Genomic DNA, 19,224 nt, shown 5'->3' with positions numbered 1-19,224 from the left:
AGGCCCTTGGCGCGCGTAAAACAAATAATCGGATGGACCGCGATCGTTCTGTTCGCTGCAACGCTGGCGGGCATCTGGGTGCTGACGGAGCAAAATGCGGTGGAGACGTCGTTGCTGAGCGAGTCCACCGCGCGTGTGGTGGAGGGTCAGGCTACGGGCGTACAGGCTGCCGATGTCGCGGGTGAAGCTCAGGCCGAGAACGGGATGACAGGGGGCACCGATTCGGCTGCTTCGAATGTCCGGTCTGGCCGACTTGCTTCCATTCGCATGTGGGTGGGCACGAACGTCCGTCGCGTTGCCCATACCGTAGAGTTTTTCTTCGTCGGATTGTTCGCCTCGGTGGTCGTGGTTTGCTTTTCCAGGCGTCCGTGGAGCGTATGCTCCCGTTGCGTGCCCGTGTTGCTCTTTTGCGCCGTCTGCTCCGTTGGCGATCAGGTACATAAGATCTTTGTTCCCGGCAGGCATTTCGACGTTATCGATTTAGGATTCGATGCTGCGGGCTATGTCACCGCCATGCTGTTGGTATTGCTGGTCTCCGCATGGGTGCACCACGAGACGCGCCCCATCGGCGCCCATGCGAGGCGCTAGCCGGTAACAAACCCGTTTCTGATCATGCGACCTTGTTGAATTATTTTGTGTCGCGCGTATTTCCGAGCGGTCGGATTTGAGGGGCGAGCGGTAGAACGCTCGTCCTTTGTGCGCCACGATGCGGCACAATGTACCGTAAAAGCTGTTTGTATCCGGTACGAATCGTTCGTTGGTCTTTAATTCTTCTCAACGGAGGTGTTTGAGATGGCAAACGGATTGCTTTTGCGGCTTCGCGAGCGTGAGCTCAGCGCGAGCCCGGCGGAACGCAATGTCATCGCATATGTAAGCGCTCATCCGCACGAGGTGGTCGGGCTGTCCGTCCGCGGTCTTGCCGATGCCACGTTCTCCTCGCCCTCGAGCATTTTGCGCTTTTGCAAGCGTTTGGGTTTTGCGGGCTACAAGGAGTTCCAGCGCGAACTGATTGCCGAGCTGGCGCTCTTAGGTGACAAGAAAGACGTAGCCCTCGAGGACATCTCCATGGATGACAGCGTCGAACGTATCGTGGGGAAGGTGATGAAAAGCAACGTGCGCACGATCGAAGCGACGGCGCGAACGCTCGATTACACCGTCTTGGAGCGATGCGCGGCCTATCTTAAGCGGGCACGCGCAGTCAATCTGTTCGGTATCGGTGCCTCTCGTTTGGTCGCGCACGATCTGGCGCAAAAGCTCATGCGTGTCGACAAAGAGTGCCATCTGTACGACGACTGGCATGATCAGCTCTTGTGTGCCAAGAACATGCATGAGGGCGATATGGCAATCGCCTTTAGCTACTCGGGCTTGACGCAAGAGGTGCTGGACTGCACCGCCGAGGCCCAACGTCACAACTGTCCCGTTGTGGCCGTGACCAAAGTAGATGGATCATCCAAGCTTGCCACCATGGCCGATGCCGTGCTCGGCGTCGCTGCGAGTGAGCCCTTGGTCCGCAGCGGTGCCATGGCTTCGCGTATGGCCCAGCTTATGGTTGTCGATGCCCTGTACGCTGCTTACGTTGCCAGCGACTACGAACGGGCGACGCATGTCATTAAGCAAAACTACATCGAGAAACAGGAAAGATGAGGTGAATGAAATGCTCGATTTAACAAAATTCACGACCGAAAAGCGTAATCAAAGGTCTATGGACCTCGATACGATGACATCGCTGCAAATCGTTACGACGATGAACGATGAGGATCTTCGTGCCGTCCAGTCGGTCACAAAAGTGTTGCCCCAGGTTGCCACAGCAATCGACTGGGCTGCTGAGGCACTCGAGCGCGGCGGGCGCGTCTTTTACATGGGCGCAGGCACCAGCGGTCGTCTGGGCGTACTCGACGCTTCGGAGTGTCCGCCCACGTTTGGCGTGTCACCCGATCTGATTGTCGGGCTCATTGCCGGAGGCGAGACGGCGTTTATCAAGGCTGTCGAAGGTGCCGAAGACAGTGAGGAGCTCGGCGCGAGCGACCTGCGGGGGCGTGGACTCTCGGACAAGGATCTTGTCGTTGGCCTGGCGGCAAGCGGTCGTACTCCCTATGTGGTGGGCGGCCTTGTATACGCCAAGGCAACTGGGTGCAAGACGATCGCAATTGCCTGCAACCAAGGGTCGAAGATCGGGGAGAGCGCAGATCTTGCCATTGAACCCGTGCCCGGTCCCGAGGTGCTGACCGGCTCAACGAGGCTCAAGGCGGGAACGGTTCAAAAGCTCATTCTCAACATGATTTCGACCGGTGCCATGGTCAAGATCGGCAAGGTATACCAAAACCTGATGGTCGATGTGCAGCAGACGAACGAGAAGTTGGTGGTGCGCGGCCAGAACATCGTGATGGAGGCGACCGGCTGCACGCGCGAGCGCGCTATTCAGGCGCTTGCAGATGCCGGCGGCCACGTAAAAACCGCTATTGTCTCGGTACTGCTGGACTGCGATGCCGAGCAGGCTGCGGTAGCTCTTGAGCGAGCGCGAGGCCATGTCCGTGCTGCGGTGAGTGGCCATGAGAAGAGCGATGCCGATGCCCAATAGGTGTGCGGCGTGAGCTGATATGACATCCAGACGAGATACCCAATACAAGGAGGAGTTATGACGAACAAAGAGCTGGCTCAAAAGCTGCTGGACCTTTTGGGCGGTAAAGACAACGTGCTCGCAAACGCGGCGTGCATGACGCGCCTGCGCGTGACCGTCAAAGACGCGGGCAACGTCGACACGGAGGGTATTAAGGCACTCGACGGCGTGATGGGCCTGGTCGAGGACGACACGATGCAGATCGTGCTGGGGCCGGGCAAGGTGAATAAGGTGCTCGAGGAGTTCTCCAAGCTCACTGGCCTTGCGAAAGGCGTTGCCGACGAGAGCGTGGTTGACGCTGCGGCCACAAACAAGGCCGCGCAGAAGGCCAAGTACGAGTCTAAGCCGGTTCAGGCCTTCCTCAAGAAGATTTCCAATGTCTTCGTCGCCCTGCTTCCCGGCATCATTGCGGCTGGCCTCATCAACGGTATCTGCAACGTCATCAACGTCTCGACGGCAGGCGCGCTTGCAGGCGAGTGGTGGTACCAGGGCATTCGTTCCATGGGCTGGGCCCTGTTTGCCTATCTGCCCATCTTGGTGGGCTATAACGCGGCACGTGAGTTTGGTGGCTCCGCTGCGCTGGGCGGCATCGCCGGCATGATGTGTATCGCCAACAGTGCCATGCCCCTGCTTGCGCCTGGCGCGGCCGATCCTGCCACTGCCATTCTGCTGCCGCTCACCAATGCGCAGTACAACCCCGCAGCGGGCGGCATGATCGCGGCTCTTATCGCCGGCGCATTTTTTGCCTGGATGGAGCGTCAGATTCGCAAGGTTATGCCCAACGCACTCGACACGTTCTTGTCCCCGCTGCTGGTGCTCATCATCGGCGCCTTTGCTCTGATGCTCGTCATCCAGCCGGTTGGCGCATGGCTGACGACTGCCATCTTTAGCGTTTTGACCTTTATCTTCGAGAAGCTGGGCGTCCTGGGCGGCTATATCCTGTCGGCAGGTTTCTTGCCACTGGTGTCTGTCGGCCTGCATCAGGCGCTCACGCCGATCCACGCTATGCTCAACGATCCCGACGGCGCTACCAAGGGCATCAATTACCTGCTTCCCATCCTTATGATGGCTGGCGGCGGTCAGGTCGGTGCCGGTCTGGCGCTGTACTTTAAGACCAAGAACGCCAAGCTCAAGAAGTACGTCGCCGAGTCCATTCCCGTTGGAATCCTGGGTGTGGGCGAGCCTCTGATGTATGCTGTTGCGCTGCCGCTCGTTCGCCCGTTTGTGACGGCCTGCCTGGGTGCCGGATTTGGCGGCGCGCTCGCGGCGCTGCTTCACATCGGCACGGTTTCTCAGGGCGTTTCCGGTCTGTTTGGCTTGCTGATCGTCGTTCCTGGCCAGCAGCTCGGCTACGTTGCCGCTATGCTGCTTGCCTATGCCGCCGGCTTTGTCCTGACGTGGTTCTTTGGCGTCGACGAGCAGAAGATCAACGAGTTCTTTGGCGAGTAGTTTGATATCGCGAGCCGTGTTGCTCAGAGCTCGCGGCGCGCAGCAGATTTCTTGATGCTATGGTTGTGCCGGCGGGGCTAACTGCTCCGCCGGCCTTTTTTAAAGGAGCGTTGAAGCGTGAAAACGGGTATTTCGATTTATCTTTCCAGCCCTCTGCAGGATATTGAGCGAACGATTGAGCGTGGCGCCGCGGCGGGTGCACGCTATGCGTTCACCTCGCTGCATATTCCCGAGGATGGGGGAGCGGCGTATGCCGATAAGGTCCGTCATGTACTGTCGCTGCTTTCCGCCCGCGGCATTGCGCTCATTGCCGATGTGGGACCGCGCACGTGCGATTTGCTCGGGCTTGAGCGCATCGAGGACCTGCGCGATCTGGGGTTGGAATACCTTCGTTTGGACTATGGCTTTAGCGCCCGGCGGGTCGCGGAGCTGTCCGGTGTATTTCGCATTGTGGTCAATGCATCGACGGTGAGTTCTGATGAAATCGCATCGTGGCGTGAGGCCGGTGCCGATGTGACTCGTTTTGCCGCCTGCCACAATTTTTACCCTAAGCCTTATACCGGTTTAGCTCTGGAGGACATTGCTCGGACGAATCTTCGTCTTGCGGCGCTTGGATTCGAAATCATGGCTTTTGTGCCGGGTGATGCCAACGTTCGCGGGCCGGTATTCGAGGGACTTCCGACGGTCGAGGCACATCGCGGTCGCGCGTCAAAGGTTGCCCTCAACATGCTTGAGCTCGCACATGGCGCCGATTGCGACATTGTGTTGGTCGGCGACCCCGATCTTTCCGATGCGGGCTGGGCGCAGTTTGCTCAAGTTTCCGCCGGATACGTGGACCTGCAATGCGAGCTTGAGTCCGGTTATGCCTATGTACGTGGGCAGATTCATCACGACCGGCCCGATTCGAGCGTCCTCATCTTTAGGTCTCAGGAGTCGCGCACGACGCTTAAGCCGGATTCCGTGCCGACGGATGCCGGAGCCGGCCTGCCGCGAAAGGCGGGGTCGATCGCTGTGAGTAATAGCGGCTATGGGCGCTACGAAGGCGAGCTTGAGATTGCGCGGGTCGATCTTCCCGGTGGCGAGCGCATGAACGTTGCGGGCCATATCACGCCCGAGGCAATGGAGCTGCTGCCGTTCATCAAACGCGGATTCGGGGTACGGTTCGTTTAGCGTGTGACCCGTGGGCTACAATTGGCCCATCATACGAAGGCGCCTCGTGTGGCGTGTGCCTGCGTTGGCCGATCTATATTCGGAGGATTCCCATGACCGTACTGTTTGTTGAATATCCCAAGTGCTCGACCTGCAAGAAGGCCAAGGCATGGCTGGACGAACACGGGGTAGAGTATATCGACCGCGATATCGTTTTGGACAATCCCACGGCTGATGAGCTTGCGACCTGGATTGCTCGTTCGGGGCTGCCGGTGCGGCGCTTCTTTAATTCGTCGGGCATGAAATATCGAGAGCTGGGTCTGAAGGCGCGTCTGGATGCGGGCATGACGGATCAGGAGTGCTACGAGCTGCTGGCGACCGACGGCATGCTGGTTAAGCGCCCACTGCTGGTGGGCGACGACTTTGCGATTCCCGGCTTTAGGGAATCGGCTTGGGCCGAGGCGTTGCTGTAGCGGCTGCGGAAAGCGCGACCCGTTTTGAGTGCTCAGGGTGGGACGTGTTTTCCATCGGCGGGCTCGCTCGGCTCAATCCTCGAGCTGTGCCCATTCGTGCGGATTGTAGACCTTTACGTGCTTGTTGGGCTTGCCGCTCCAGTACTCCTCGTCCATAAAGGGCAGATATGCCTGAACACCGGGGCAGATAAAGGGAATCCGCTGCTGTTGCAGTCGCTCGCGCTGTCGCTGCTCCAGGTGCGCCTCGGATATGACAGTCGGCATACCGGACAGCTCGACGAGGCTTGCCTGGATTCGCTTAAGGTCGGGGAGTCCCGCGTGCCATGACATCCGCATGATCAAAAAGGATGCACGGCGGTATTTTGCCTGCATCACCGTGATGGCGGGGCGCAGGGTGGGATGGATTTTGTCCCGTTCGGGCCAAAGGTCAGCAGTGATCTCGAGGCCCAGGGTCTCCCATAGGTAATCAAGCTCTTCGTCCATGGCGCCTCGATATCTACGTGATCATTGATACTTCGATTGTGTTGCCTGGTGCTATCGTTTTCGCGGTAGAATCTGCCAACGGTTGACGGCTACCGCTCGCGGCGTTTTGCCCTTCGTGTGCAGCGGTCGACTTCACAGGTCCTTCACGTGTCGGCCGTATTTGACTGAATTTCAAAAAATTCAAAATTGGGGCTTGCGTCACGGCCGGACTTCCCGTATATTTCTTTCTTGCGCAAAGGCACAGCCGAGCGCAGCGATGCAGTCATTGGGATGTCGTCTAATGGCAGGACAGCGGATTCTGGTTCCGTCAATGGGGGTTCGACTCCCTCCATCCCAGCCATTGCATTTGCTACATATGGCCCGTTCGTCTAGCGGTTTAGGACGCCGCCCTCTCAAGGCGGAGATCACCAGTTCGAATCTGGTACGGGCTACCCACAAAAGAATGCCCGGGCCTCGCAAGAGACCCGGGTTTTGTGTATCGACCGTTTATACGGCGCCTGCCGTGTTTCGCTCAGATCGAGGAGTAGCCATGGATCTGCCCATCAGCTTGCAAGACATCACGTATGCCGAGAACTATCTGGCGCAGGGCGACCTGGCTACGGCGACGCCGCTGCTTGAGCGTCTGGTGGAGCTCGCCGAGGAGTATATCGACGCTGAGTGCAAGACGGAGGAGAAGCGCCAGTACTTTAGCTTCGACAGCAAGTTTGAGCGCCTGGCCTATCGCCGCGTGGAGAAGGATCCGCGCGAGCTGGTGCAGGTCGAGGTTCCCTTTGACCGCCTGTACTCCGACATGGCGTTTGCCTACATCCGCCAGCAGGATTATGTGAGTGCTCGGAATGCCCTGATGCAGGCCGTGCGTTGGGATCCCATGAACTGCAACTATCGCTTGGACTTGGCCGAGCTGTTCCGCGCGCTCGAGGACAAGCAGGAGTGGGCATCGCTCTCGTTCTCGGTGCTGGAGCGCGCGAGCGACGGTAAGTGCGCCGCACGCGCCTACACCAACTTGGGTCAGTACTTCTTGGAGCCCGAGACCGAGAACATTTCGGCTGCCGTGGGCTGCGCGCGTCTGGCGCTGCGCCTGGCGCCCAACGATGCGCATACGACGCGCCTGCTCAACAAGATCCATACCACCTATCCGGATGCCGCGGACGAGAGTGACGACCATGTGATGGGTGAGCTCGCCCTGCAGGGCGTGCCGACCTCGCCTTCGGCCGAGATTGCCATCTGCCTGATCATGTGTGCGACCGACGCTGCGAGCGACGGCGACAAGCAGGAGGCTACGCGCCTGACGGTCCGTGCCCGCGACCTGGTGGGCGAAGAGGCGTGCGCGGCGATTATCAAGCTGGTGCGCGAGAGTGATGCCGAGCTTAACGCCGAGCGCAAGGCAAAGCGCGAGGCTGCGGGCTCAAACGCCGATGGCGCCAAGGAGGCCGGCGATGCCCAGTAAGCGCGAGCGCAAGCTCATTTCCAAGAATCGCTCGGCTCATCACGAGTACTTTATCGATGAGACGTTTGAGTGCGGTATTGAGCTGAGCGGTACCGAGGTCAAGTCGATTCGCGAGCGCGCGTGCCAGATTACCGATACCTTTGCACTGATTCGTGGCGGCGAGTGCTGGCTCGTGGGCCTGCATATCCACCCTTATAGCCATGGTGGCGTGTGGAACCGCGACCCTGATCGCCGCCGTCGTCTGCTGCTGCACCGCAAGGAGATTGACTTTCTCGACGGTAAGCTGCGCAACCGCGGCTATGCGCTGGTGCCGCTGGAGCTCTACTTTAATACCGACGGCCGCGTAAAGCTGCTGCTGGGCCTAGGCCGCGGCAAGAAGCTTTACGACAAGCGCGAGGATATGGCCAAGCGCGATGTCCAGCGCGAGATCGACCGCGCCCTCAAGGAGCACAATCGCTAGGCGTTCTGTATAAGTTGCGGTGGAATACGGACTGTTTTGCCTGTTTGAGGGGCTATTCAGTCCCTATTTCACCGCAACTGCGGGCGTCTCATCTTTCTTACTGTTCTGACACATATGTCTCAAAGGCGGCATCCGTTATGGGCGCCGCCTTTTTTGTGGGTACATACATCCATGAGGTTCCAACCCGGGTTAGGGGAGTGATCGTTATGGACAAAACTGCGTTCTTTACCATGCCGAGCGGTCTGTACGTGGTGAGCGCCGCGGCAGACGGGCTGCGCGCCGGCTGCGTCATCAACACTGCGGTGCAGGTGACGTCCATGCCGCCGCGCATTTCGGTTGCCGTGAACAAGGACAACGTCACCTCGGGCGTCATCGCATCGGCCAAAGCGTTCGCGCTGACCGTGATCGATCAGACCGCCGACATGCTCTACATCGGTAACTTTGGGTTCCGCACCAGCAGCGATTATGACAAGTTTGCCAAATACGAGACCCGCGAGACGGCTCTGGGCATGCCCTATGTGCCCGAGCACGCGACGGCCCTGTTTAGCTGCCGTTTGATCGACACTGTGGATGTGGGCACGCATCTACTGTTTATCGGCGAGGTCGAGGATGCCGAGCACCTGAGCGACGAGACGCCGCTCACCTACGATTACTACCATAAGGTCCTGAAGGGCAAGACGCCTCCGAAGGCGTCCTCGTATCAAGGCTAGAAATGTTCTAAAAATACTTGCATTATATTATTGATAACATATACTAATAAGCGAAGTACATCACCAGTCGCGTTCGAGAGGAGAACATCATGGCTGAGGAGAAGAAGACGTATAAGTTCGTGTGCATCGTTTGTGGCTACGAGGTTGAGGTCGACACGCCCGAGCTGCCCGAGGACTACGTGTGCCCGGTCTGCGGCGTCGGTCCCGATCAGTTTGAGCTCGTCGAGGAGTAGCTCGCAGACACACGGCGAAAGCCGAACATAGCTCTGTCCAAGGGCCTCGGTCGAATTCTCGCCCGGGGCCCTTTTCCTCCGCCCCCAAGGGATCGCGGTTGCTGTTGGCCGATCCTGTCTGTTGTGAGTCCGGCCGACCTTTTGTCTCAATCTGTAACATCTAACGGTGGAAATTTGGCCCACTTGTTACAGATTGAGACAAACGGAGCTGACCCTCGGAATGATCTCGATCTGTAACATCTAGACATCAAAAGCGGGTCTAGATGTTACAGATCGAGACGTTTGCCTGAGTAGGTGCCCCGCCCCATTACATCCCTGTCAACAACACGACATCGAGAATCGTCACGATGGCACCGATCCCTACGAGCAGCGCGTTGAGTGGACGCGAATTGGCGTATTTGCCCATGACGCGGGGTGAACTGGTGAGCCGTATAAGCACAAAGACCGTAATCGGTAGCTGAAGCGACAGCAGTGCCTGACTCCAGATGAGACCTTCAAAAGGATTTGGGACGACCAGGCACGCCGTCACTGCGCCGACGAAACAGGCCGCCACCCCGATCGAGGAATGTCGGTCGTGGATATCGTATTCCTCGTCGAACATGCCCGCAGTGATGGTCCCCGCCGCCATGCCCGCCGTCACACTACTCGATATACCCGCAAACAGCAGTGCCACCGCAAAGATGGCCGAGCTTGCCGGGCCCAGAATGGGGGAGAGCGTGGCCGCTGCGACTGCGAGGTCGTCTACGACAATGCCGTGCGCAAAGAAGGTCGTTGCGGCCAGGATGACCATGGCCGAGTTGATTGCCCAGCCCACGCCCATCGAAAAGAGCGTGTCGAAGAGCTCGTAGCGCAGACGTTCCTCGATAACTTGCTCGCCTTGGCCTTCGAAGTGCATGGATTGGATGACCTCGGAGTGCAGAAAAAGGTTGTGGGGCATAACGACCGCACCCAGGACACTCACGATAATCGCGGCAGAGCCAGTGGGCATACTGGGCGTGATCCAGCTTGCGGCGGCTTGCGGCCAGTCGACCTTGACTAGCGCAAGCTCGGCCAAAAACGAGAGTCCTACCACGCCGACGAAGGCGATGATCCAGCGCTCGGCACGCTTGTAGGAGTTCGTCATGAGCATTGCCATCGATGCCGCGGCCACGATGACGCAGCCGGCGCGCACGGGCAGTCCAAAGAGCATCTGGAGCGCGATCGCGCCGCCCAGGACCTCGGCCATAGCGGTGGCGATGGTCGCGAGGTAGGCACTGGCGAGTACCGCGCGTCCCACGATGCGGGGGAGGTAGCGTGTCGTGGCCTCGGCAAGACAGGTGCCCGTGGCGATGCCCAGGTGCGCCGCGTTGTGCTGCAACGCGATGAGCATAATCGTGGACAGCGTGACGATCCACAGCAGCGCGTAGCCAAACTGCGAGCCCGCGGCCATATTGGAGGCCCAGTTGCCCGGGTCGATAAAGCCGACGGTCACGAGCAGCCCGGGGCCGATGTGCCGCGCAATGTCTAGGCCTCCGTGACCACCGGTGCGTCGGGAGCCAAAGTGTTGTTTGAGATGGTTGAGCATGGTGCGCTCCTGTGTATGGGCGGCGTGGCGTCGCATCTGGGTCATGCGGCGCCACGCGTCGGGTTTGGGTTGGGGTTACCTGCGCGCCTTGCCTTGGTTGGCCACGTCGTCGATCTTGGCGGCGATGGTCGCCGGGTCGCCGATGTAGCGCTTGTCGAGGACGTTGAAATCGGTGTCGAAGGTGTAAACGAGCGGCACGCCGGTGGGGATGTTGACCTTGAGGATCTCCTCGGGCGTGAGGTGCTCGAACTTCATGACGAGAGAGCGCAGGGAGTTGCCGTGTGCGGCGATGAGTACGCGCTTGCCGGCGAGCATCTGGGGGCGAATCTCGTCTTCGAAATAAGGCCAGGCACGGGCTATCGTGTCCTTGAGGCACTCGGTGTAGGGCAGCTGGTCGGGTGCGACATCACGGTATTGCTCCTGGGTGTGGGGATCGCGCGCGTCGTTCGGCTCGAGTGCCGGCGGGCAGATATCGAAGGAGCGGCGCCAGATGAGCACCTGTTCGTCGCCGTGCTCCGCCGCGGCATCGGCCTTGTTGAGACCCTGCAACGCGCCGTAGTGGCGCTCGTTGAGCTTCCAGGATTTGATGACGGGCAGCCACTCGCGATCCATTTGGCCGAGCACGATGTTGAGGGTGTGGATCGCGCGCTTGAGGCGCGAAGTGTAGCAGACGTCAAAGTCGAAACCGGCTTCTTTGAGGGCTCGACCGCCTGCGGCGGCTTCTTCGCGGCCCGTGTCGGTGAGCTCTACGTCGGTCCAGCCGGTGAACAGGTTGAGTTTGTTCCACTCCGACTCTCCGTGGCGGATAAGGACGAGTTGGATCGTCTGCCGGTCTGTCTGGTTTGCCATAGGGGCCTCCTTAATGTGGCACGGCATGCGTGCCGTTTGTTTGACGCCGCAAAGGATACCCGTTTTAGGCTAAAAAGTTAATCAAAGCTAACAAAATTGTTGTATTTGAATAGGATGGTGAAAGGGGGGTTACCGAAATGTCTTGATCTGTAACATCTAGGCGCCAAAATTGGGTCTTCCTGTTACAGATCGAGATGTTTGAAGCGGCGAGCTTACAGGCCGAACTTGGGGCCTATGTTGTCGCCCTTGAGGTCGGTGGTGTCCACTCGCAGGGCGCGCGTTACGCGATTGTTTCGAAACGGGCGGGAAACACAACGGGCCGGCTATGCTCCTAGTATGCCTAGTCAACTGACTGTCTAAATATCTAGGGGAGGATCGCGATGCAGGCAGATTCCGCTCAGCAGCAGGGCCTTTATCGCCCCGAATTCGACCACGACGCATGTGGCATCGGCGCGCTTGCCGATATCAACGGTGAGCGCCATCACCAGATTCTGGACGATGCGCTGTCCATTCTGGTCAACTTGGAGCACCGCGGCGGCACGGGACTCGAGAAGAACACTGGCGACGGCGCTGGCATCCTGTTCCAGGTTCCGCATCACTTTTTCCGTAAAGAGGCTCAAAAGTGCGGCCAGATTCTGCCGGCAGAGGGCGACTATGGCGTGGCCATGCTGTTCTTTCCGCAGGACGACAAGGGCGTAGAGGATGCCCGCCGCGTGTTTGAGGAGGGCTGCGCCGAGGCCGACGTGCCGCTGCTCTTTTGGCGCGAGGTGCCGGTCGACCCGCACGACCTGGGCGAGACGGCCCGCGCCTGCATGCCCACTATCCTGCAGGCCTTCCTGGGCCGTCCGGACGACACGCCCGCCGGCGATGCCTTCGAGCGCCGCCTGTACGTGTGCCGCCGCACCATCGAAAAGAAGGCCGACGCCGAGTTTGCCCTGCGCGACAAGATCTTCTACGTGTGCTCCATGAGCTCGCGCACCATCGTGTACAAGGGCATGTTGGTCGCCACGCAGATGCGCCGCTTCTTCATCGACCTCAACGACGCCGCCGTCAAGACGGCCGTGGCGCTCGTCCACTCGCGCTACTCCACCAACACCACGCCCAGCTGGGAGCGCGCGCACCCCAACCGCTTTATCATCCACAACGGCGAGATCAATACCCTCAAGGGCAACGTCAACTGGATCCGCGCCCGCGAGCCCAACCTGTACAGCCCCGTGCTGCAGCATGATCTTGAGCGCGTGATGCCCATCATCAACCGCGAGGGTTCCGACTCCGCGATTCTGGACAACGTGCTCGAGTTTTTGGTTATGAACGGTCGCCCGCTTACGCGTGCCGCGTCCATGTTGCTGCCCGAGCCGTGGGACCATAACGACAGCCTGAGTGAGGAGCGCCGCGCCTACGACGCTTACCAGTCCATGCTCATGGAGCCGTGGGACGGCCCTGCCGCCATCGCCTTTACCGACGGCCGTACCCTGGGTGCTGCTCTCGACCGCAACGGCCTGCGTCCCGCCCGCTACTATGTGACGCGCGACGGTCGCTTTATGCTGGCAAGCGAGGTGGGTACCATCGAGGTAAGCCCCGAGAACATCCTGACGAGCGGCTGTCTGGGGCCGGGCCAGATGCTCGAGGTCGATTTTGCCCGCGGCCGCGTCATCTACAACGACGAGCTGCGCGCCCGCTATGCCAAGGAAAAGCCTTACCGCGACTGGATTGCCGAGGAGACGCTGACCGTTGACGCGCTTGATGAGCCCGTTGCGACAACGCCCGCCGAGGACGCCGAGGTACCCGTCGCCGTGCGTATGGCCAAGCTCGGCTACCACTGGGATGACGTTGACGAGGTCGTGCGTCCCATGGCCCAGCAGGGCAAGGCGCCGCTCGCCTCGATGGGCATCGACGCGCCGCTGGCTTGCCTGTCCAAGAAGACGCGCTCGTTCTTTGACTACTTCTATCAACTATTCGCTCAGGTCACGAACCCGCCGATCGATGCCCTTCGCGAGCATATGGTGACTTCGACCACGCTCTATCTGGGCAACCACGGCAACCTGCTCGAGGATTCCCGCACGGCCTGCCAGCTGGTGCGCTTGGAGCGCCCGTTGCTCAACGAGGAAGAGTTTGACCGCATCTGCGCCATCGACCGCGTGGGCTTTAAGACTCGCCGCTTCCGTGCCGTCTACCGCCGCGACGCCGGCGAGGGCGCACTGCAGGCTGCGCTCAAGCAGCTTGCCGAGGACGTTGAGGCTGCGGTCCGCGACGGCGTGAACATCGTGGTGTTGAGCGATCGTGCCGCTGCGGGCGAGGTGCCCGTGCCGTCGCTGCTCGCTGTGGGCTGCGTGCACAACCACCTGATCCGCGCCGGCGTGCGTACCTTTGCCGACATCGTGGTGGAGTGCGGCGACGCCGTGTCCCCGCATGACTTTGCGGCACTGGTGGGCTACTCTGCGAGTGGCATCTATCCGTACAACGCACATGCGTGCATCCGAGATCTGGCTGCACGCGGCGACCTGGACGTGACGGCCGAGCAGGGCATCGCCAACTACAACAAGGCTGCGACGGCGGGCATCGTCTCCATCATGTCCAAGATGGGCATCTCCACGGTGCAGAGCTACCACTCTGCGCAGATCTTCGAGGCCGTGGGCTTTACGCCGGAGTTCGTCAACGCGTACTTCGCCGGCACGGTGAGCCGTGTGGGCGGTATGGGCGTCGAAGATGTCGAGCGCGAGCAGAATGAGCGCTATGACGCCGCGCTCGCCATCCTTAAGAGTCCGGCTCCCGATCAGCTGCCCACACTGGGCCTGACCAAGTGGCGCCCGCTCGGCGGCGAGGATCACCTCATCGATCCGCAGACTGTCTACTTGCTGCGGACCGCCTGCCGTGAGGACAGCTACGACACCTTTAAGGAGTACAGCGCCCGCCTGCACCGCACCGGCCGTGCCGTGCGCCTGCGCGACCTGCTGGACTTTGATGCCAGCGGTCGCACTCCGGTGGCACTCGACGAGGTGGAGCCCGCGCTCAACATCGTCCGCCGCTTTAACACCGGCGCCATGTCGTACGGCTCCATCAGCAAAGAGGCGCACGAGTGCATGGCTATCGCCATGAACCGCCTGCATGGCCGTTCCAACTCGGGCGAGGGCGGCGAGGACCCGCGTCGCGAGACCCCGCTGGCCAACGGCGACTCCAAGAACTCCGCGATCAAGCAGGTGGCAAGCGCGCGCTTTGGCGTGACGAGCCGCTACCTGTGCAGCGCCTTCGAGATTCAGATTAAGATGGCCCAGGGCGCCAAGCCCGGCGAGGGCGGCCACCTGCCCGGCAAGAAGGTCTACCCCTGGATCGCCGAGGTCCGTCAGTCCACGCCCGGCATCGGCCTGATCTCGCCTCCGCCGCACCACGACATCTACTCCATCGAGGACCTGGCAGAGCTGATCTTTGACCTTAAGAACGCCAACCCCGGCGCGCGCGTGTCGGTCAAGCTGGTCAGCGAGGCCGGCGTCGGCACCATTGCTACCGGCGTGGCCAAGGGTGCCGCCGACAAGATTTTGATCAGCGGCCATAACGGCGGCTCGGGTGCCGCGGCGCGCGATTCCATTTGGCACGCCGGTCTGCCGTTGGAGCTCGGCCTTGCCGAGGCCCAGCAGACGTTGCTGCAAAACGGCCTGCGCTCCCGCGTGGTGCTCGAGGCCGACGGCAAGCTCATGGACGGCACCGATGTTGCCGTCGCCTGCTTGCTGGGCGCCGAGGAGTTTGGCTTTGCAACCATGCCGCTCATCTCCATGGGCTGCCTCATGCAGCGCGACTGCCAGCAGGATACCTGCCCGGCCGGCATCGCGACGCAAAACTGCCGTCTGCGTCACGGCTTCCGCGGTAAGCCCGAGCACGTTGAGCACTTTATGCTCTTTGTTGCCGAGCAGCTGCGCGAGGTCATGGCGACCCTGGGCTTCCGCACCGTCGACGAGATGGTCGGCCATCCCGAGTGCCTGCGCCAGATCGAGGTGCCGGGCAACCGCAAGGCCAACCTGCTCGATCTGTCGCCCGTGCTGGCGAGCGCGACCTGCGAGTTCGGTGCCCATATCCCGGGTGCCGACGGTCGCCACTTCCTCCCGCAGATGGCCGCGGACAGCGAGCTCGACAAGACGCTCGACTCCACGTTGTTCGTGCCCTATACGGCCGATGCCCGTGCGCACCTGCGTCCGATTCGCTTCCGCGCCGATATCGCCAACGTCAACCGCTGCGTGGGCACCATCCTGGGCAACGCGGTGACCAAGGCACATCCCGAGGGCCTGCCCGCCGGCTCCATCACCATCGATTGCGATGGTTCGGCCGGTCAGAGCTTTGGCGCCTTCCTGCCGCGCGGCATTACGCTCAACGTGTGCGGCGACGCCAACGACTACTTTGGCAAGGGCCTTTCGGGTGGCGAGGTGTCGGTGCGCCCCAACCCGCATGCGACCTACAAGTTCGACGAGAACATCATCGTGGGCAACGTTGCGTTCTTTGGCGCCACGAGCGGCCGCGGCTTCATTAACGGTCTTGCCGGCCAGCGTTTTGCCGTGCGCAACTCCGGCGCCACCGTGGTAGTCGAGGGCTGCGGCAACCATGGCTGCGAGTACATGACGGGCGGTCTGGCGCTCATCCTGGGCGAGGTCGGGCAGAACTTCGCCGCCGGCATGACGGGTGGCGTGGCCTATGTCTTTGACCAGTACGGTACGCTCGATGCCCGTGTGAACCACGAGAGCGTTGAGCTCAAGGCCCCGACGGCCGGCGAGCTGGCGCAGATTCGAGAACTCATCCAGGAGCACGTGGACGCGACGCAGAGCCCGCGCGGCATTAAGCTGCTCTACAGCTTTGAGACGATGAGCAAGCACTTTGTGAAGGTCATTCCGACCGAGTACGAGCGCGTGCTGGCGATTGTCGCTGCGGGCGAGGCTGCCGGCAAGACGCATGCGCAGGCAGAGGAGCTGGCGTTTGACATTGTGACCGGTCGCGCGAGCGCCGCGGATGTCGCTCGCTTTGATGTCGCGGGCGGTGCCGCGGACGCTGCGTCCGTGGCTGCCAGCTCTGTTGCTTCGACCAAGAAGGAGGCGTAAGTGCCATGGGTAAGCCCGGTGCTTTTCTTGATATCGATCGCGTGACCCACGAGCTTCGCCCCGTGGAGGAGCGCAGCCATGATTTTGACCCGCTGTACGTGGAGCTCGATGACGACGCGCGCCGTGCCCAGGCGAGCCGCTGCATGATGTGCGGCGTGGCGTTTTGCCAGATGGGCGCGAGCTTTGGCAAGGCGCGCCCGAGCGGCTGTCCGCTGCACAACCTGATTCCCGAGTGGAATGAGCTGGTGTACCGCGGCCGTTGGGACGAGGCTGCCGAGCGCCTGTCGCTCACCTCGCCCATGCCCGAGTTTACGAGCCGTGTGTGCCCGGCGCTGTGCGAGGCCGCGTGCAACTTGGGATCGGTCGACGGCCAGCCCACGACGATTCACGATAACGAGCGCGCAATCAGCGACCACGAATGGGCAAACGGTGGCCCGCGTCGCTTTGAGCCGGCGGGGGAGGACGCGCCCTCGGTCGCCGTGGTTGGTTCTGGCCCGGCTGGCCTGGTGGCTGCATGGGAGCTTGCGCGTCGCGGTGCCCGCGTGACGGTGTTTGAGCGTGACGTCCGCCCGGGCGGCCTGCTCATGTACGGCATTCCCAACATGAAGCTCGAGAAGTCTGTGGTCGAGCGTCGCGTGGCGCTCATGCGCGAGCTGGGTATCGTCTTTGAGCTGGGCACTGACGCTACGAACCCTGCGGTGGCGGCCAAGCTCAATGGTTTTGACGCTGTCGTGGTGGCAGCTGGTGCCCGTGCCCCGCGCGGGCTTTCGGCTGCGAACATTGACGCTCCCGGCGTGGTGTATGCCGTGGACTACCTGACGGCTTCGACCGTCTCGGTGCTCGATGGCGGCGAGCCCGCAGTGAACGCGCGCGGCCTGGACGTTGTGGTCATTGGCGGCGGCGATACCGGCAACGACTGCGTGGGTACCGCGGTGCGCCAGGGCGCGCGCAGCGTGCGCCAGTTTGAGTTTTTGCCGGCCGCGCCTGATGCGCGCGCAGCGAGCAACCCCTGGCCGCAGTGGCCCAACGTTAAGAAGACCGATTACGGCCAGCAGGAGGCTATCGCTGCCATGGGCGGCGAGATGCGTGCCTGGGGCGTGGATACGCTCGAGGTGCTGCTGGACAAGAAGGGCGCGGCAGCGGGCCTGCGCGTGGTCGATCTGGATTGGTCGGCCGGCAAGCCCGAACGCATCGCGGGCTCCGAGCACGAGGTGCCGGCCCAGCTGGTGCTCATCGCCTGTGGCTTTACGGGTCCGGAGCGCAGCGTGTTCGAAGCTGTCGGCGTACCTGTTGCCACGGCGGGCCGCCCGCTGCCTGTGATGGTCGCCGAGGGCTCGCATCTTGCGGCGCGTGTCGACGGCGTCGCCGCAGATGCCGCGCCGGTGTATGTGGCCGGCGACGCCCGCAACGGCAGCTCGCTCGTAGTGAGCGCCATGGCCGACGCCCTGGCCTGCGCTGCCGAAGCCGCCGCGGCGCTGGAGCTGTAAGGCGGCTGTCCACAGCTGAATCGTCAAGGGCTGTCCCCAACGGCCGGCCCAAAAGGAACGTCCCCAAGTGCCGGCAGCTGGGGGCGTTCCTTATGTGCCGGCATTCGGGGACACTCCTTGCGGGTTTGCGGGCGACTTTGTCATTTGTCGACGTACAAGTATTCATTCGTCGACGTTTGCGACTGTGGTGCTCTGCTGTTTCTGTGGTGGCAGCGGGCATCTGGCTCAAAATGGCGGGTCAGCTGTCTATATCTACCTGCCGTTTCTTTGCGGTGCGCATTTTCGGTCAAGCATCCCGTCAAGTGTTTGGTCGGCAGTTGGTTTGCAGCCGGAGGCCTATTTTGTCCGTGCTGACAGTGGCTGCCCACCCTCCTCGTAAGCTCAAATTGAGGTTCATCAGTTTGAGGAGGATGCCGTGACTGACCACGTTTTAGACCGAGCGCAGCTAGCCGAAGCCGTCGGCAACGATATTGCCGACATGGCCCATTTTTGGATGCTGCGGAAGTTCCAGTTTTTGGAGCCGGCGCGCGAACAGTTCGAGATCATTGTCGACCCGTGGCTCAGCTATTGCACCGAGCCTTCGCAAAACGAAATCATGGCCTACAACATGGCATTTACCGATTGGCTGCTCTTCGAGCGCCCCTATCGCCATGGCAAGACGCTGCTCGAGCTGTATGTTGAAGAGCCGCCGACATCGCTTTCGCCTGCCGCGCTCAAGCGGCTCGAGCAGGTACGCGACACGCAGTATTTCTCGCGCTTTGGCATTTTGGACAAGGATCCTGCGACTGGTATGGTCGCGCTGAAGGACACGCGCGCCGACCGTCGCTTTGATGTCTACGACCCGCATATCGTGCAAAAGGAGCATTGGAGCGACGGAGCGATTGCGGTGCGCCTCGCCTGCGTCGACGATGTCTGGCTGACGGCGGGACAGCTCTATCTGTACGACATCGCGCGCCTGAGTGACACGGCAGTCGATGGGCCGGGTGCGGTGCATCCGGAGGACCTGCAGGATGGCTTTGACACCTCGTGCATCAGTTTCTTCTTGCGCCTGGTCCGCGACATCATGGGCGCCCGGGGGCGGTACGTAAAGTCGCTCAACATCTACGAGCAGGAGTGGAAGTAGGGGATGGGCAGCTGTCGCCTGCCTTGCCCTCTGTCTTTATGTCTCGATCTGTAACGTTTAGGGACCTGGAGAACGTCTACCTGTTACAGGTCAAGACGTTTG

16 protein-coding genes and 2 tRNA genes are annotated in these 19,224 nt (G+C 61.2%); 15 read left to right on the top strand and 3 right to left on the bottom strand.

The features are described from left to right. The first annotated feature begins 6 nt into the window (after nt 1-6). From AAAX31_RS03590 to AAAX31_RS03565, 6 genes are all read left to right on the top strand, one after another. The gene (locus AAAX31_RS03590; protein WP_164473284.1) at nt 7-588 is read left to right on the top strand and encodes a VanZ family protein; all 582 of its coding nucleotides are present in this window, start codon (nt 7-9) and stop codon (nt 586-588) included. 204 nt (nt 589-792) lie between these two features. Then, entirely contained in the window at nt 793-1,644 is an 852-nt protein-coding gene (locus AAAX31_RS03585) for a MurR/RpiR family transcriptional regulator (protein ID WP_099432014.1), read from the top strand. A 10-nt stretch (nt 1,645-1,654) separates the two neighbouring features. Then, nucleotides 1,655-2,578 (top strand): N-acetylmuramic acid 6-phosphate etherase, encoded by a 924-nt coding sequence (gene murQ / locus AAAX31_RS03580; RefSeq protein WP_117773494.1) that lies wholly within the window; start codon nt 1,655-1,657, stop codon nt 2,576-2,578. Nucleotides 2,579-2,635: 57 nt separating this feature from the next. Further along, nucleotides 2,636-4,066: a PTS transporter subunit EIIC gene (locus tag AAAX31_RS03575; RefSeq protein WP_117773337.1), complete on the top strand. Its 1,431-nt coding sequence runs from the start codon at nt 2,636-2,638 to the stop codon at nt 4,064-4,066. Between the two features lie 117 nt (nt 4,067-4,183). After that, entirely contained in the window at nt 4,184-5,236 is a 1,053-nt protein-coding gene (locus AAAX31_RS03570) for a MupG family TIM beta-alpha barrel fold protein (protein ID WP_161194478.1), read from the top strand. Nucleotides 5,237-5,328: 92 nt separating this feature from the next. Next, entirely contained in the window at nt 5,329-5,688 is a 360-nt protein-coding gene (locus AAAX31_RS03565; RefSeq protein WP_124786017.1) for an arsenate reductase family protein, read from the top strand. A 72-nt stretch (nt 5,689-5,760) separates the two neighbouring features. Here AAAX31_RS03565 and AAAX31_RS03560 read toward each other — a convergent pair whose 3' ends face one another. Next, on the bottom strand, nt 5,761-6,171 hold the full coding sequence (locus AAAX31_RS03560) for a hypothetical protein (protein WP_124786018.1): 411 nt from the start codon (nt 6,169-6,171) through the stop codon (nt 5,761-5,763). Between the two features lie 266 nt (nt 6,172-6,437). Here AAAX31_RS03560 and AAAX31_RS03555 point away from each other — a divergent pair. The 6 genes from AAAX31_RS03555 (at nt 6,438) to AAAX31_RS03530 (ending at nt 9,021) form a co-directional block, all read left to right on the top strand. After that, nucleotides 6,438-6,511, top strand: a tRNA-Gln gene (locus tag AAAX31_RS03555). A 17-nt stretch (nt 6,512-6,528) separates the two neighbouring features. After that, nucleotides 6,529-6,602: transfer RNA gene (locus AAAX31_RS03550), tRNA-Glu, on the top strand. 98 nt (nt 6,603-6,700) lie between these two features. Then, entirely contained in the window at nt 6,701-7,618 is a 918-nt protein-coding gene (locus tag AAAX31_RS03545) for a hypothetical protein (RefSeq protein WP_099432008.1), read from the top strand. Next, on the top strand, nt 7,608-8,078 hold the full coding sequence (gene smpB / locus AAAX31_RS03540) for an SsrA-binding protein SmpB (RefSeq protein WP_124786019.1): 471 nt from the start codon (nt 7,608-7,610) through the stop codon (nt 8,076-8,078). Before AAAX31_RS03545 ends, smpB begins: the two co-directional genes overlap by 11 nt. Before the next feature lie 206 nt (nt 8,079-8,284). After that, nucleotides 8,285-8,788: a flavin reductase family protein gene (locus tag AAAX31_RS03535; protein WP_124786020.1), complete on the top strand. Its 504-nt coding sequence runs from the start codon at nt 8,285-8,287 to the stop codon at nt 8,786-8,788. An 89-nt stretch (nt 8,789-8,877) separates the two neighbouring features. Beyond that, nucleotides 8,878-9,021 carry a rubredoxin-like domain-containing protein gene (locus AAAX31_RS03530; protein ID WP_117638060.1) on the top strand — a complete coding sequence of 48 codons (144 nt, stop codon included), beginning with the start codon at nt 8,878-8,880 and terminating at the stop codon, nt 9,019-9,021. 307 nt (nt 9,022-9,328) lie between these two features. On the opposite strand, the gene AAAX31_RS03525 is transcribed toward AAAX31_RS03530, so the two are convergent. Further along, entirely contained in the window at nt 9,329-10,630 is a 1,302-nt protein-coding gene (locus tag AAAX31_RS03525) for an Nramp family divalent metal transporter (protein ID WP_349076196.1), read from the bottom strand. Nucleotides 10,631-10,660: 30 nt separating this feature from the next. After that, the gene (gpmA, locus tag AAAX31_RS03520) at nt 10,661-11,434 is read right to left on the bottom strand and encodes a 2,3-diphosphoglycerate-dependent phosphoglycerate mutase (protein WP_195568665.1); all 774 of its coding nucleotides are present in this window, start codon (nt 11,432-11,434) and stop codon (nt 10,661-10,663) included. A 380-nt stretch (nt 11,435-11,814) separates the two neighbouring features. Here gpmA and gltB point away from each other — a divergent pair, with 380 nt between their 5' ends. From gltB to AAAX31_RS03505, 3 genes are all read left to right on the top strand, one after another. Beyond that, nucleotides 11,815-16,512 carry a glutamate synthase large subunit gene (gltB, locus tag AAAX31_RS03515; protein WP_349076194.1) on the top strand — a complete coding sequence of 1,566 codons (4,698 nt, stop codon included), beginning with the start codon at nt 11,815-11,817 and terminating at the stop codon, nt 16,510-16,512. A 5-nt stretch (nt 16,513-16,517) separates the two neighbouring features. After that, nucleotides 16,518-17,999, top strand: coding sequence for a glutamate synthase subunit beta (locus AAAX31_RS03510; RefSeq protein ID WP_250786803.1), 1,482 nt, complete (start codon nt 16,518-16,520; stop codon nt 17,997-17,999). A 415-nt stretch (nt 18,000-18,414) separates the two neighbouring features. Beyond that, nucleotides 18,415-19,122 (top strand): hypothetical protein, encoded by a 708-nt coding sequence (locus AAAX31_RS03505; RefSeq protein WP_250786804.1) that lies wholly within the window; start codon nt 18,415-18,417, stop codon nt 19,120-19,122. Nucleotides 19,123-19,224: the final 102 nt, after the last annotated feature.

This window comes from Collinsella sp. CLA-ER-H5 (assembly GCF_040092375.1).
Lineage (GTDB): Bacteria > Actinomycetota > Coriobacteriia > Coriobacteriales > Coriobacteriaceae > Collinsella.
The sequence above is the reverse complement of the archived record's forward strand: the minus strand, read 5'-3'. Positions and strand labels throughout refer to the sequence as shown.